Source organism: Allobosea sp., assembly GCF_035999205.1.
In the GTDB taxonomy this organism is placed as follows: Bacteria; Pseudomonadota; Alphaproteobacteria; order Rhizobiales; family Beijerinckiaceae; genus Allobosea.
Genome location: NZ_DASYHA010000025.1, coordinates 1,130,180 through 1,144,622, shown reverse-complemented (window position 1 = coordinate 1,144,622; position 14,443 = coordinate 1,130,180). Strand labels below are relative to the sequence as shown.

Below are 14,443 nucleotides of genomic sequence, written 5' to 3'. Positions count from 1 at the left end.
CGACGGGGTTAATATATTTCGACCGAACCCGCAGGGGCGGCCGGTACGCAGCAGGGGCCCGCTTCACCTTTTCGTGTGGCTGCCGCTTTGCCGCCGCAACGCCATTATCCGGGCGGCAGTCTGATCCGATGATGCGTGCGGTGCCCCTTGTTCTCGGCCTGCTCATCATCGCTCCGGCGGTGGCCCAGGCGCCTTGGGCGGTCCAGCCTGGCGCGACCGAGGTCTCCTTCGTCGCGCGTCGCTTCGGTATGCCGACCGCGTCCGGGCGATTCCAGCAATTCGACGGCGTCGTGGCGCTGGACTTCGAGCGACCCGAGCGAAGCCGGATCCGTATCAGGATCGATACCGGCTCCCTCCAGACGGGCACGCCGCTCGTCGACGCCTTCATCAAGGGCGAGAGCATGCTCGATGCGGCCCGCCATCCCGTGGCTTCCTTCGTCTCTGACGCCGTCTCCCGCACCGGAGACGGCAGCCTGGCGATCCGCGGACAACTCACCATCCGTGCGATCACGCGGCCGGTGACGGCCACCGCTGTTGCCGATGGCGATCCCGGCGCCGCCCAACGCGGCGGGCCTCTGGCCTTTCACGCCAATGCCGCCTTTTCGCGCTCCGCTTTCAATATCGGGGCCGATGTCAATGTCGTGGATGATCAGGTCGAGATCGCGATCAAGGGACGGCTCTCGCGATGAGCGGGGCGTTCGCCGGGCCGCCGCGCTGGCATCCTGCGGTCGTTGGACTTCACTGGCTGACCGTGATCCTGATCGTGCTCCAGTATGGGCTCGCCCGTCTGATGGGCGATGAAACCCGCGATCTCCTGGGCCGTTTCGCCTTGTATCAATGGCACAAATCGGTCGGGTTGACGGTCGCGCTCTTCGTCGCGTTGCGCCTGGCTCTGCGTCTGATCCTGCCCGCCCCGGCACCGGCGCGCGTCACCATCCTGCAGCAATATGCAGCCTGGATCGTTCACACCGGACTCTATCTTTGCCTGGTCGCACTGCCGGTCACGGGACTGCTGATGGTTTCGGCAGCGCCGATCCAGATTCCGACCGTCTACTTCGGGTGGTTTGCGGTGCCGCATCCGATCGGGCCAGACAAGGCGACCTACGAACTGATGCGCGCCCTGCACGAACGGGCCTTCGATGGCCTGTTCGTGCTGGGGCTCGTCCATATCGGCGCCGCGCTGCAGCATCAGTTCGTCTGGCGAGACGGGCTGTTGCGGCGGATGTGGTTTCGCGGCGCCGGCTCAGGCGTCGCGTGAGGCCTTCGTCGCCAGAGCCTCCGCCCGGATGGTCGAGAGCGACTTCGCCGGGGTGATCGCCTCCGGGTCCAGCAGGCAGTGGATGATCGCCGGCTTGCCGGATGTCACGGCCCGCTCGAAGGCGGGGCCAAACTCCTCGGTCTTCTCGACACGCTCGCCATGGCCACCGAAGGCCTTGGCGTAAGCGGCGAAGTCGGGGTTTTTCAGCGTCGTCGCCGAGACGCGGCCAGGATACTCGCGCTCCTGATGCATGCGGATCGTGCCGTACATGCCGTTGTCGACCACCACCACGACGACCGCGAGATCATACTGCACGGCCGTCGCGAAATCCTGCCCGTTCATCAGGAAGCAGCCGTCGCCGGCGAAGGCCACGACCGTCCTCTCCGGGAAAAGCCGCTTGGCGCCGATCGCGGCCGGCACGCCATAGCCCATCGAGCCCGAGGTCGGGGCGAGCTGCGTCGCGAACTTGGTGAAGCGGTGGAAGCGATGCACCCAGGTCGCGTAGTTGCCGGCGCCGTTGCACATGATGGCGTCGGCCGGCAGGCGGTTGCGCAGCCAGCGCACCATCTCACCGGGATGGAAGGTGCCTGCGACCGGCGCGGGCTGCTCGCTCCAGCCGAGATAGGCCTCATGCGCCTCGGCAGCGGCACCGGCCCAAGGGATCTCCTGCGGCGGATGCACAGTCTCGAGTGCCGCGCAGAAGGCCGTGGGGGAGGCGTTGATCGCGAGCGTCGGTCGGTAGACGCGGCCGAGCTCCTCCGGATCGGGATGGACATGGACGAGCGGCCGGCCCGGATTCGGGATGCCGAACAGCGTGTAGGACTGGCTCGGCATTTCCGAGAGGCGCCCGCCGACGAGCAGGACGAGATCGCTCTCCTTGATGCGCGCGAGCAGCTTCGGGTTCGGGCCGATGCCGAGATCGCCGGCGAAATTCGGATGGTCGGCCGGGAACAGCATCTGCCGGCGGAACGAGACCGCGACTGGCAGGTCGAAGCGCTCGGCGAAGCGCTGGAAGCGCTCGATCGCCTGCGGATTCCAGCGCGAGCCGCCGAGGAGCGCGACCGGCTTCTTCGCCGCCCAGAGCCGCTTCTGCAGGTCGATGGTCTGGAGCAGGGACGGATGGGTCTCCGTCACCTGATAGGGTTCGGCGTCCGCGGTCTCGACGACGTCGGTCAGCATGTCCTCGGGCAGCGCGATCACCACCGGGCCGGGACGGCCCGAGGTCGCGACATGGAAGGCGCGGCTGATGATCTCGGGGATGCGCTCGGCCTGGTCGATCTCGGTCGCCCACTTGCACATCGTGCCGAAGACGGCGCGGTAGTCGAGCTCCTGGAAGGCCTCGCGCTCGCGCATCGAGCGGTCGATCTGGCCGACGAACAGGATCATCGGCGTTGAATCCTGCTGGGCGATATGCACGCCCGGCGACGCGTTGGTGGCGCCCGGGCCGCGCGTCACGAAGCAGATGCCGGGCTTGCCGGTCAGCTTGCCGGCGGCCTCAGCCATCATGCTGGCGCCGCCCTCGGCCCGGCAGATGGTGACCTTGAGGTTGGCGTCGTGCAGCGCGTCGAGCACCGCAAGATAGCTCTCGCCGGGGACGCAGAAGGCGTCGGTCGCGCCATGGATCAGGAGTTGGTCGACGAGGATCTGCCCGCCGGTGCGCTTAGCCATGCTGCGGCCCTCCCCAGGCCGGGTCACTCAGGATTTCGTCGGCGTGCTCGCCGAGTTGCGGACTGGGGCGCGGCGAAACCTGCCGAACCCCGTTCATCACGATGGGCGAGCCTACCGTCGGGATGCTGCCGCCCTTGGCGGTGGCGTTCGCCAGATCCACCTTCACGCCGCGCGCGACGACCTGCGGGTCGACGAAGACCTCGCCGATGTCGTTGATCGGGCCGGCGGGAACGCCGACCTTCTCCAGCGCGGCCAGCAGATCGGCCTTGAGATAGCGCTGGCAGAGCTCGTGCAGCTTCGCAGTCAGCGCGACGCGGTTCTTCACCCGCGAGCGGTTGTCGATATAGGCCGGCTCGTCGGCGAGCGATACCTCGCCCAGCACCTCGCAGAGCTTGCGCCACTGCCCATCATTGCCGGTGGCGATGATGATGTGTCCATCCGCGACCGGGAAGACGTCATAGGGCACGATGTTAGGGTGCGCGTTGCCGAGCCGCGGCGGCGGGTTGCCTGAGACGAGGTAGTTCATCGCCTGGTTGCCGAGCACGGCAATCTGCGAATCCAGCAGCGCCATGTCGATATAGGCGCCTTCGCCGGTCGCGTCGCGCTGGCGCAGCGCCGAGAGGATGCCGACCGAGGCGTAGAGCCCGGTATAGATGTCGGCGACCGCATAGCCCGCCTTCATCGGCGCGCCCTCTGGCTCGCCCGTCACCGACATCGGCCCGCCCATGCCCTGAACCAGGAAGTCGTAGCCGGCGCGTGGCGCATAGGGGCCGTCCTGCCCAAAGCCGGTGACGGAGCAGTAGATCAACCGCGGGAACTGCTTGCGCAGCGAGGCGGCGTCGAGCCCGTATTTGACGAGGCCGCCGACCTTGAAGTTCTCGACCACGACATCGGCATGCGCCGCCAGCTTGCGCACCAGCGCCTGGCCCTCGGCCGTGCGGAAATCGGCCGTGATCGAGCGCTTGCCGCGATTGGCCGAGTGGAAATAGGCGGCGGAGAGATTCTCGCCGTTCTCGCCCTCGACGAAAGGGGGCCCCCATTTGCGGGTGTCGTCGCCCTCCGGCGCCTCGACCTTGACGACATCGGCGCCGAGATCGGCCAGCAACTGGCCGATCCAAGGACCTGCAAGGATGCGCGCCAGTTCGAGGACGCGCAGGCCGGCAAGGGGAGGGGTGGTCATGTTTGGGCTTCGCCTCGACGTCATGGTCGGGCTTGGCCCGACCATCTCAGGGGAAGGTCGCTCGGGACGAGATGCCCGGGTCAAGCCCAGGCATGACGAACGATCAGGCTCAGAAGAACGCCTGCAGGCCGGTGATGGCCCGGCCGAGGATCAGCGCATGGACGTCATGCGTGCCCTCATAGGTGTTCACCGTCTCGAGGTTCGCGGCGTGGCGCATCACCTGATATTCGATCTGGATGCCGTTGCCGCCATGCATGTCGCGGGCCTGGCGGGCGATGTCGAGCGCCTTGCCGCAGTTGTTGCGCTTGACGATCGAGATCATCTCCGGGGCCATCTTGCCCTCGTCCATCAGTCGGCCGACGCGCAGCGAGCCCTGCAGGCCGAGCGTGATCTCGGTCAGCATGTCCGCAAGCTTCTTCTGGTAGAGCTGGGTCTGGGCGAGCGGCTTGTTGAACTGCTTGCGGTCGAGCCCGTACTGCCGGGCGCGGTGGAAGCAGTCCTCGGCGGCGCCCATCACGCCCCAGGAGATGCCGTAGCGCGCACGGTTGAGGCAGCCGAACGGGCCTTTCAGCCCCGAGACGTTCGGCAGCAGGTTCTCTTCTGGCACGATGACGCCGTCCATGACGACCTCGCCCGTGATCGAGGCGCGCAAGCTGAGCTTGCCGCCGATCTTCGGCGCGGACAGGCCCTTCATGCCCTTTTCGAGGATGAAGCCGCGGATTTGGTTGTCATGCGCGGCCGACTTCGCCCAGACGACGAAGACGTCGGCGATCGGCGAGTTCGAGATCCACATCTTGGAGCCGGTCAGCTTGTAGCCGTCGGCGACCTTCTCGGCGCGGGTCTTCATGCCGCCGGGGTCGGAGCCGGCATCCGGCTCGGTCAGGCCGAAGCAGCCGACCCACTCGCCGGAGCCCAGCTTGGGCAGGTACTTCTTGCGCTGCGCCTCGTCGCCATAGGCGTAGATCGGGAACATCACCAGCGAGGACTGCACCGACATCATCGAGCGATAGCCGGAATCGATCCGCTCGACCTCACGCGCGACGAGTCCGTAGGAGACGTAGTTGGCGCCGGCACAGCCATATTCTTCGGGAACGGTGACGCCGAGCAGGCCGAGCTCGCCCATCTCGTTGAAGATCGAGCGGTCGGTCGCCTCATTGAGATAGGCGTCGTGGATGCGGGGGCTGAGCTTCTCCTGCGCATAGGCTCGCGCGGTGTCGCGGATCAGCCGCTCGTCCTCGGTCAGCTGCTCGTCGAGCAGGAAGGCGTCGTCCCAGGTGAACTCGGCCAGCTTGTGGCTGGCGGCGTGGCTGCGGGCGGCTTCGGCCATGGTCTCTACTCCCCTATGGTTTGCCGTCATGGTCGGGCTTGACCCGACCATCTCTGAAACCAGCTATCTGGTCACGAGATTCTCGGGTCTGCCTGCGCTTCGCCCGAGAATGACGCGTTACTCCTCACGCATCCACGTCGAAGCTGACGCCCTGCGCCAGCGGCAGCGTGGTGCCGTAGTTCAGCGTGTTGGTGGCACGACGCATATAGGCCTTCCAGGCGTCGGAGCCGGCCTCACGGCCACCGCCGGTTTCCTTCTCGCCGCCGAAGGCTCCGCCGATCTCGGCGCCGGACGGGCCGATATTGACATTGGCGATGCCGCAATCCGAACCCTCATCCGAGACGAAGAGCTCAGCCTCGCGCATGTTCAGCGTGAAGATCGAGGAGGAGAGCCCGGCGCCGACCGCGTTCTGGATCGCGATGGCTTCCTCGATCGACTTGTACTTCATCACATAGAGGATCGGCGCGAAGGTCTCGCGCTCGACCGGGCCGCACTGGCTGGGCATCTCGACCAGAGCCGGACGGACATAGAAGCCGCCCACGCCGACATCGACCTTCTCGCCGCCATGGACCTTGCCGCCTTCGGCCTTGGCCTCGGAGAGCGCCTTCTGCATGCCCTGATAGGCGGCCTCGTCGACCAACGGACCCACCAGCACGCCGGCCTCGCGCGGATCGCCGATCTTCACCGAGCCGTAAACCTTGGCGAGCTTCGGCACGAGCTGGTCGTAGACGCTCTCATGCACGATCAGGCGACGCAGCGTGGTGCAGCGCTGGCCGGCCGTGCCCATCGCCGCAAACGCGATGCCCCGCAACGCGATGTCGAGATCGGCCGACGGCGCCACGATCGCGGCGTTGTTACCGCCGAGCTCGAGAATCGCGCGAGCGAAGCGCGCGGCGAGCTTCTGGCCGACTTCCTTGCCCATGCGGGTCGAGCCCGTGGCGGAAACGACCGGGACGCGATGATCCTGGACCAGGATGTCGCCGATCTCGCGGCCGCCGATCAGCACTTCCGAGAGGCCGACCGGGGCCTCGGGGCCGAAGCGCTTCATCGTCTTCTCGACGATGGCCTGCACGGCGAGCGCGGTGAGCGGGGTCTTCTCGGAGGGCTTCCAGACGACGCTGTCGCCGCAGACGAAGGCGAGCGCCGCGTTCCAGGACCAGACCGCGACCGGGAAGTTGAAGGCGGAGATGACGCCGCAGACGCCGATCGGGTGCCAGGTCTCCATCATGCGATGGTTCGGGCGCTCGGTCGCGATGGTCAGACCGTAGAGCTGGCGCGACAGGCCGACGGCGAAGTCGCAGATGTCGATCATCTCCTGAACCTCGCCGAGGCCCTCAGAGGTCACCTTGCCGGCCTCAAGGGTGACCAGCAGGCCGAGATCGGTCTTAGCGGCGCGCAGCTCTTCGCCGAGCAGGCGCACGAACTCGCCACGACGCGGCGCCGGCACCTTGCGCCAGGCGAGATAGGCCGACTGCGCCCGACCGATTGCAGCCTCGGCCTCGGCGGGCGAGGTCTCGCGCAGTGTCGCGACCGTCTCGCCGGTGATCGGCGAATGGGCGGTGAGGCCCTTCGTGGAGAAGGCGGCGTCGGTGACGCCGAGGCGCTTCAGCAGCGCGAGCGCGTCCTTGGGGAGGGGAGAGGTCATTGGTCTGCCTGATCACTGCTGTCGATGAAACACAGCCCTCATCCTGAGGAGCGCCGCAGGCGTGTCTCGGAGGATGATCCACGAGGCTCCGGAGCTGCCTGGATCATCCTTCGAGACGCCGCTCCGCGGCTCCTCAGGATGAGGGCTCGGGGGAGGTCGCCCGAGGATCGGAACAATGCCCTCTTCCGCCATGCCCGGGCAACCGATATGTTCTCACGACTTGATGAGAAAAAATCATGGAATTTGAGATCGTCCCCGGCCGCCTCTCGGTCCCGTCGCTGTCGGCGCTCGCCGCCTTCGAGGCGGCCGCGCGTCATGGCAGCTTTACGCGCGCGGCGGAGGAGCTGAGCCTGACGCAGGGCGCGGTCAGCCGGCAGGTGGCGCATCTCGAGAAGGTGCTGGGCGTGGCCTTGTTCCAGCGCGTGCGCCAGCGCGTCACCCTCACTCCGGCCGGCAGCGCCTATGCGGCCGAAATCCGCGACGGACTGTCCCGCCTGGCCGCCGCGACGGTCTCGGCCATGGCGTTTCGCGGCGCCGGAGGCGTGCTCAACCTCGCGATCCTGCCGACCTTCGGCACGCGCTGGCTGATCCCGCGCCTGCCGCGCTTCACCGAGGCACATCCCGGAATCACCATCAATTTCACCACGAAACTGGTGCCGTTCGACTTCGGCCGCGAGCAGCTCGATGCCGCCATTCATTTCGGCGATCCGGTCTGGGCCGGGGCACGGCTGCATCGGCTGATGGGTGAGGAGATCGTGCCCGTCGCCGCCCCCTCGCTGGTGGCGCGCCTCGGCCTGAGGGAGCCCGCGGACATGCTGCGCGGCCCGCTTCTCCAGCAATCGACGCGGCCACGCGCCTGGGCGAACTGGCTGGAGCAGCAGGGGTTGCCGCCGCAGCGCGCGCTGATGGGGCCGCGCTTCGAACAGTTCGCGATGGTCTCGCAGGCGGCGGTTGCCGGCCTCGGCCTCGCCATCGTGCCGCGCTTCCTGATCGAGGAGGAGCTGCGCGCAGGCTCCCTGGTCATTCCGTTCGATCGTCCGGTTACGGGATCCGAAGGCTATTACCTGGTCTATCCCGAGGCCCGTGCCGAACTCCCGGCGGTGGTCGCCTTTCGCGATTGGCTGCTTGGCGAGTGCGCCGCGGCGAACTGACTCGACAAGTCTCTCCGGCCGCGCCATTCATGCGCAGAGTTCACTAACCGGGTCACGACGCGCGTGCCCGGCTTATTCTGCGGGACCGGTCATGTCGTCTTCCGAAAGCGCCGATGTCGTCATTTGCGGAGGTGGCGCGATCGGCTCCTCCGTCGCCTATCATCTGGCGGCGGACCCCGGCTTCACCGGCAAGGTCGTCGTGGTCGAGAAGGACTCGACCTACCGTTACGCGGCCTCGGCCCTCTCGGCCGCCTCGATCCGCCAGCAATATTCGAGTGCGGTGAACATCCGCATCTCGCTGCACGGCATTGATTTCCTCCGCAACATCGGCCGGCACCTCGCCGTCGACGGCGAAGTGCCGGCGATCGATCTCCACGAAGGTGGCTATCTCTATCTGGCGGGCGAGGAGGGGGCGCCCGTGCTGGCCGCCAATCAGGCGCTGCAGGCTGCCGAGGGGGCGGATATCGCGCTTTATGCTGCGGCCATGCTGCGCAGCAAATTCCCCTGGATGAACACCGAGGACGTCGCCTGCGGCAGCTATGGTGTCAGCGGCGAGGGCTGGTTCGATGGCTGGGCGGTGTTGCAAGCGTTTCGCAAGAAGGCGCGTGCTCTCGGCGTTGAATACCGCCAGGGCGAGGTCGCCCGCTATGTCGTCGAGGCCGGGCGCGTCACCGCTGTGGAACTGGCCGATGGCAGCCGCATCGCCTGCGGCGCGGCGGTCAATGCCTCGGGCACGCATGGCGCGAAGCTCGCCGCCACGGCGGGCGTCACGATCCCCGTCCGCTCGATGAAGCGCTACGTCTTCTCCTTCATGTGCAAGGGTGAGGTCGACAACTGCCCGCTGCTGATCGACCGCACCGGCTCCTGGTGCCGTCCCGAAGGCAAGCGCGGCAGCGACGGCCAGCTCTTCATCGCCAGCTGCTCGCCGCTCACCCCCGAACAGGACGAGGAATGGATCGAGACCGACCCGGCCGTCGAGGATGTCGACTGGGCCTTCTTCGAGGAGACGGTCTGGCCGGCGCTCGCCCACCGCATCCCGGCCTTCGAACAAATCAAGCCCGGCCGCGCCTGGGCCGGCCCCTACGACATGAACGAACTCGACCACAACGCCATCATCGGCCCTGCGGTCGGCGTCGGCGGGCTCTATCTCGCCAACGGTTTCTCTGGCCATGGCCTGCAGCAGGCACCGGCCGTCGGTCGCGGGCTAGCCGAACACATTCTTCTCGGGGCCTATCGCACGCTCGATCTCTCTGATCTCGGTCATGAGCGCATTCTGGCAGGCCGACCGATGCTGGAGACCAACATCATCTGATAGGCTCGTCGCAAGCCCGTCGCCGGAAAGCGCGCCATGATCGATACGAGCTATGTCCGCACCATGGCGCATTACAACGCCTGGCAGAACGACAATCTCTACGCGGCTGCCGCGATGCTCGATGATGCCGCGCGACGGCAGGATCGCGGCGCCTTCTTCAAGTCGATCCACGGGACGCTCTGCCATCTGCTCTGGGCCGATCGGATGTGGCTGTCGCGTTTTGCCGGGACGCCCAAGCCGGCCGTCCGTATCCATGACTCCCCTGATCTGGTGGCGTCCTGGGACGATCTCGTCCTCGAGCGGAAGGCCTTCGACCAGACGATCACCGACTGGGCCGCGGGCTTGTCCGGTGATTGGCTGGCTGGCGACCTCACCTGGTTCTCCGGCGCGACGCAGCGCGAGATGCGCAAGCCTGTCGCACTGCTGGTGACCCATATGTTCAACCACCAGACGCATCATCGCGGTCAGGCGCATGCGATGCTGACCGCGGCCGGCGCGCGGCCGGAGGACACCGACCTGATGCTGATCGACGTCACGCGCTGAAGCAGCACGTGACGTCGATCAGGCGGAAGCCTTTTTCCGATTTCGCGGCGGGCTCATCCCCTCGTCCACTTCGCGGTCGGCATGGTCCGGCGGCACCGAGGCGGTGGCGTTCTGGCTGAGCTTCTGGAACAGCCCGAGCCCGACCATTGCGGTGACCGCGAGGAAGACGAGCAGTCCGGGATAGATGATGTTGCCCATCGTCTCGCGCGAGGTCTTGGCGATCAGCACGAGGGCCTCCAGGCTGAGCGCGACGATCATGATGGTCATGAACTTGGTCAGAGAGCCGCGAGCCTCCGACGGGCGGCGCAGTTCGCGGTCGGCGACGACCTCCTCCTCGAAAAGGAACTTGCCGACATCGGCGACGGCGACCGCGATGATGATCAGACCGATGCCGTCCAGCATCGTTTCGAGCGCGTTGTCCCCCGTCCAGTAGCCGGTCGCGGTGCGCCAGACCGCGACGCCGATCAGCAGGATCGCGGCGGCGAGCAGCGCGAAGGCGATCACCGTGTAGAGAATGCGGCTGAACAGCGTCATCGAGAATCCCCCCTCCCGGAAGCCGGGTCCGGCCAGACAACCCGCATTGGCGAAGGGTGGTTCCGCTACGGGAGGAGACCGGCCATGCCCGCGCGGTGATTGTGGCCGACACCGGCTTCTGCGAAGCGTGGAGCGTCCAGGAGCCGCGCCATGCCCCAAACGACCCAGCTCGCCGCCTTCGCACTGATCTGCCTCGGCATGGTGGTCACGCCAGGCCCCAATATGATCTATCTGATCTCGCGATCGATCGCGCAGGGGCGGATGGCCGGACTGATTTCGCTCGGCGGCGTTGCGCTCGGCTTCGTCGTCTACATGCTGAGTGCCGCCTTCGGCATCACGGCGCTGCTCTTCGCGGTGCCTTATGCCTATGACGCATTGCGCATCGGCGGTGCGCTCTACCTGCTCTGGCTGGCCTGGCAAGCGGTGAGGCCGGGCGGTCGCTCGCCTTTCCAGCTGCGCAACCTGCCGCATGACCGGCCGCGCAAGCTGTTCGGCATGGGCTTCCTGACGAGCCTGCTCAATCCCAAGATCGCGATGCTCTATCTGGCGCTGCTGCCGCAGTTCATCGATCCGGCCGCCGGCAGCGTACTGGCTCAATCGGTATTGCTGGGCTCGATGCAGATCGCGATCAGCCTTTCGGTCAATGCCATGATCGCCATCGCGGCAGGCGGTATCGCGGTCTTCCTGCGCACGCGCCCGTTCTGGTCGCTGGTCCAGCGCTGGCTGATGGGCACGATGCTCGCGGGCTTCGCTTTGCGCATGGCGCTGGAAAGCCGTCGCTGAAGATCTCGGGTGGCGCTGAGCGCCGCGACCATCGTAATCCGCCTTCGCCTCCGGGGCCGCCAAAGGCCGGCCTTTCTCATGAACCCGACGGCATCAGGCCGCTACGGTGACGAAGGGCGCCGACGCGCCGGCATGACGCTGCGTGCCGGCTCGTGCTAGGCTGCCCTAGCGTAAGCTAACGCTGGCTGAGCATGAGGGAGGTTGTCGATGGCCTGCTCGTTCTCGCGGATTGGATGGCTGGCCGGGTTGACGGTCTTGCTGGCTACGACCCTCGCCGCCGCGCCCGCTTCCGCCCAGAAAGCGGATGTGATCGCGCTTTGCAAGGCCGAGAAGACGGAGCGGGCCATCGCCGCCTGCACGAGCGTGCTGAAGGGGCGGGGGGATCAAAAGGCCAAGGCTTCTGCGCTGTTGAGCCGGGCTCAGGCCTATTGGGCCCTCAACCGTCTCGCCGAGGCCGAAAAAGACTACAGTGAGACGATCCGTCTCGCGCCCAATTTCGGTGCGCTCTACCGCGACCGGGCGCAGATCCGCTTCGGCCTGGGCAATCAGGAGGGCGCGATGGCGGATTTCACGATCGCGCTCGACAAGAATCCCTTCGACGCCGACAATCATGCCAATCGCGGCTACCTCAAGCTGCTGCAGAATGATTTCGTCGGGGCGGGGGAGGACATCCGCAAAGGGCTGTTCTGGCAGAAGGGGCATCCGCGCAGCGAGTACATGCTCGGCCTGCTGCATTACTCCACCGGACGCTATGGCGATGCGGTCGCCCAGATCGACAAGGCTCGCGCTGTCGGTTTCCGCGGCAGCGAAGCCGCCATCACCAGGGCTCGCAGCCTGTACTATCTCGGCACTTACGACGCCGCCATCCGCGAGGCGACGGAAGGCCTCCAGGCTTTCCCGAGCCAGTACGACCTGAGCGAAATCCGCGCCCGGGCGCGGCTGGCTCGCCGGGAATTTTCCGAAGCGCTCGCCGACGCGGAGGCCGTGGCGCTTGCGGCGCCGAAATACGGCCGTGCCTATGCGACGCGCGCGGCCGTCAGGCTGGCGCTGAAGGACATGACAGGTGCGACGTCCGACGCAGAGGCGGCGATCCGGCTCGATCCAACCCTCTTCGACGCTCATGAGGTCATGGCGGACATCATGCTCGCCTCCGGCAGCGAGGCTGCCGCCCGTGCGGTGCTGGTGAAGTCGGCCGACCGCACCGATGCGAAGATGGAGTACGACATCGCCTCGCGCGCCCGTCATGCGGCGAGGGTCGTCGAAATGGACAAGCCCAAGCCGATCCTGGTCACCGATCTCGACGAGGGCGAACTGAAGACACGCTGCGGCAGGCGTGACGACCCGCTCCGCATGAAGAGCTGCGACAGGCTGGTCGAGTTGGCGTCCACGCCGCTGGCCAAGGCCGACATGCTGATCCTGCGTTCGCAGGCGCAGCCTCATGAGCGGCAGCTCTCCGATCTCGACCTCGCCGTCGCGGCCGCTCCGGATTATCTCGTCGCGACCATCGCCCGCGCGCAGGGGCATATGGCGGATTATCGCTTCGGCTCGGACCTGACGCCCTATCAGCGGGCCTGGGCCGATGCCGATAGCGCCGTGCGTCGTGCGCAGGCCGGATCCGACGAACTCAAGGATGCCCTCGCGACGAGAGCCGCCGCCTCGCATGGCAAGGGCGACTACGAAAGTGCGGTTACCGATCTGACTCGGCTTCTGGAGGGCGAGCCGTCTGCTGCCCATCTCCTCGAGATGCGCGCGGAGGCCCTGCTCATGGCCGGAAAGCCGGAGCCAGCGCTTGCCGATCTGCGCGAGACCCGGCGGCTGGTCACGGGTGATCGTCGCAAGTTCCTTGACGACGACGACTTCGTGGTCGCCCTGATCGAGACCGGCAATATCGATGAGGCGTTGGCCGTGCTGGAGGCGTGGAAACGCGATGGAGCAGCCGGGGACATCGTTCGCGAGGCGTTGCATGCACGCGCCGTTCTCGCCAGTGGTGATGCTGCCGCGGCGCGCGAGATCGCGGCGGCAGCCATTGCCGCCAACCGCTTCAACATCGCTGCCATCGCCGTTCGCGGCATGGCCCTGGCCAGCTCAGGCCGTCCGCTCGAAGCCGTCGCGGACCTGACCAAGGCGATCGACGAGACGGTCGCTGTGCCGTTCAAGGCCTCGGCTTCGGGCATGACGCCGGGATACATGGCGGATCTGTTCCTGCATCGCGGGCTGGCACGCCTGCAACTGAACCAGACCAATGCTGCCCGTGCCGATTTCTCGGAGGCGATCAAGCGGGCTCCCGACCGGGCGCGGGCCTATGGCGAGCGAGCCCGGCTCGCTTTGCTGGCGGACAACCCCGCCGCCCTGACCGACATTGCCATGGCGTTGCGCATCGAACCGAACGAGCCGCGCTGGCAGGCTCTGGCCGCGCGCATCAATCTCGCGACGGGCGATCTCAACGCCGCCGAGCGCTTCGCCGCAGCGGCGCTGGCGGCGCCTGCGCCCGAGCCCGGCCTGCTGCTGCTGCGCGCCAGGGCGAGGCTCGGTCTCGGCAATCTCGCCGGTGCGGCCGAGGATGCAGGCGCGCGTCTGGCGGCTGCACCGGCGGATGCCGATGCCCTGCTGGTCAGGATCGAGGCGCTGACGGGCCAGGGCGATCTCAAGGCGGCGCTCGCTGAAGCTGAGGCGGCGCGCGCCGCGCGAGGTGGCGACGTCCGCATCCTGCTCGCACTGGCCGAGCTCAAGGCGCGCACGGGCGATGCCCCCGGAGCGATCGGCGCGTTCGAGGAGGCGGCGGGCAAGTCCGATGCCGCATTGCAGGCCAACAAGCGCCTGGGCGATCTTTATGCCGGCATCGCCTCCGACCAGCTAGCGCTGGGATACTATGCCAAGGCGATCGAGCAGCCTGCGCGCAGCCCCGATGACGAGACCGTTCGCACGGCTGCCCGCACGGCCCGCGACGCGTTGATCCGCAAGATGTCGGCGCCGAAATAGCGTGCTCCGCGCTTTTTGCGCAGGCCCGGCCGCGTCGATGCGCTACCGGGCGCTGTCGTCGTT

At 67.1% G+C, this 14,443-nt stretch carries 12 protein-coding genes; 7 read left to right on the top strand and 5 right to left on the bottom strand.

What is annotated here, in order from left to right:
- Positions 1 to 140 precede the first annotated feature (140 nt).
- A complete protein-coding gene (locus VGN82_RS20795) occupies positions 141 to 689 on the top strand; it encodes a YceI family protein (protein ID WP_327528948.1) in 549 nt (182 codons plus the stop codon).
- Positions 686 to 1,258 carry a cytochrome b gene (locus VGN82_RS20790; RefSeq protein ID WP_327528947.1) on the top strand — a complete coding sequence of 191 codons (573 nt, stop codon included), beginning with the start codon at positions 686 to 688 and terminating at the stop codon, positions 1,256 to 1,258. Before VGN82_RS20795 ends, VGN82_RS20790 begins: the two co-directional genes overlap by 4 nt.
- Here the strand turns inward: VGN82_RS20790 and VGN82_RS20785 are convergent.
- The 4 genes from VGN82_RS20785 to amaB all read right to left on the bottom strand — a co-directional run bounded on the left by VGN82_RS20785 (position 1,244) and on the right by amaB (position 7,078).
- A complete protein-coding gene (locus VGN82_RS20785) occupies positions 1,244 to 2,926 on the bottom strand; it encodes a thiamine pyrophosphate-binding protein (RefSeq protein ID WP_327528946.1) in 1,683 nt (560 codons plus the stop codon). The genes VGN82_RS20790 and VGN82_RS20785 overlap by 15 nt on opposite strands.
- The gene (locus VGN82_RS20780; RefSeq protein ID WP_327528945.1) at positions 2,919 to 4,106 is read right to left on the bottom strand and encodes a CaiB/BaiF CoA transferase family protein; all 1,188 of its coding nucleotides are present in this window, start codon (positions 4,104 to 4,106) and stop codon (positions 2,919 to 2,921) included. The genes VGN82_RS20785 and VGN82_RS20780 overlap by 8 nt, the downstream gene beginning before the upstream one ends.
- 109 nt (positions 4,107 to 4,215) lie before the next feature.
- Entirely contained in the window at positions 4,216 to 5,433 is a 1,218-nt protein-coding gene (locus tag VGN82_RS20775; RefSeq protein WP_327528944.1) for an acyl-CoA dehydrogenase, read from the bottom strand.
- A gap of 124 nt (positions 5,434 to 5,557) precedes the next feature.
- On the bottom strand, positions 5,558 to 7,078 hold the full coding sequence (amaB, locus tag VGN82_RS20770; protein ID WP_327528943.1) for an L-piperidine-6-carboxylate dehydrogenase: 1,521 nt from the start codon (positions 7,076 to 7,078) through the stop codon (positions 5,558 to 5,560).
- Positions 7,079 to 7,314: 236 nt separating this feature from the next.
- Between amaB and VGN82_RS20765 the strand changes: the two genes are divergently transcribed.
- The 3 genes from VGN82_RS20765 (at position 7,315) to VGN82_RS20755 (ending at position 10,084) form a co-directional block, all read left to right on the top strand.
- Positions 7,315 to 8,229, top strand: a complete 915-nt coding sequence (locus tag VGN82_RS20765; RefSeq protein WP_327528942.1) for a LysR family transcriptional regulator — start codon at positions 7,315 to 7,317, stop codon at positions 8,227 to 8,229.
- Between the two features lie 91 nt (positions 8,230 to 8,320).
- A complete protein-coding gene (locus VGN82_RS20760; RefSeq protein WP_327528941.1) occupies positions 8,321 to 9,541 on the top strand; it encodes an NAD(P)/FAD-dependent oxidoreductase in 1,221 nt (406 codons plus the stop codon).
- Positions 9,542 to 9,577: 36 nt separating this feature from the next.
- Positions 9,578 to 10,084, top strand: a complete 507-nt coding sequence (locus tag VGN82_RS20755) for a DinB family protein (protein WP_327528940.1) — start codon at positions 9,578 to 9,580, stop codon at positions 10,082 to 10,084.
- Positions 10,085 to 10,102: 18 nt separating this feature from the next.
- Here the strand turns inward: VGN82_RS20755 and VGN82_RS20750 are convergent, their stop codons facing one another.
- Complete coding sequence (locus VGN82_RS20750) at positions 10,103 to 10,618, bottom strand: GNAT family acetyltransferase (RefSeq protein WP_327528939.1); 516 nt, start codon at positions 10,616 to 10,618, stop codon at positions 10,103 to 10,105.
- Between the two features lie 150 nt (positions 10,619 to 10,768).
- Here VGN82_RS20750 and VGN82_RS20745 point away from each other — a divergent pair, with 150 nt between their 5' ends.
- Together VGN82_RS20745 and VGN82_RS20740 are read left to right on the top strand one after the other, a co-directional pair.
- Entirely contained in the window at positions 10,769 to 11,401 is a 633-nt protein-coding gene (locus VGN82_RS20745; RefSeq protein ID WP_327528938.1) for a LysE family translocator, read from the top strand.
- Positions 11,402 to 11,608: 207 nt separating this feature from the next.
- Entirely contained in the window at positions 11,609 to 14,380 is a 2,772-nt protein-coding gene (locus tag VGN82_RS20740) for a tetratricopeptide repeat protein (protein ID WP_327528937.1), read from the top strand.
- Positions 14,381 to 14,443 lie beyond the last annotated feature (63 nt).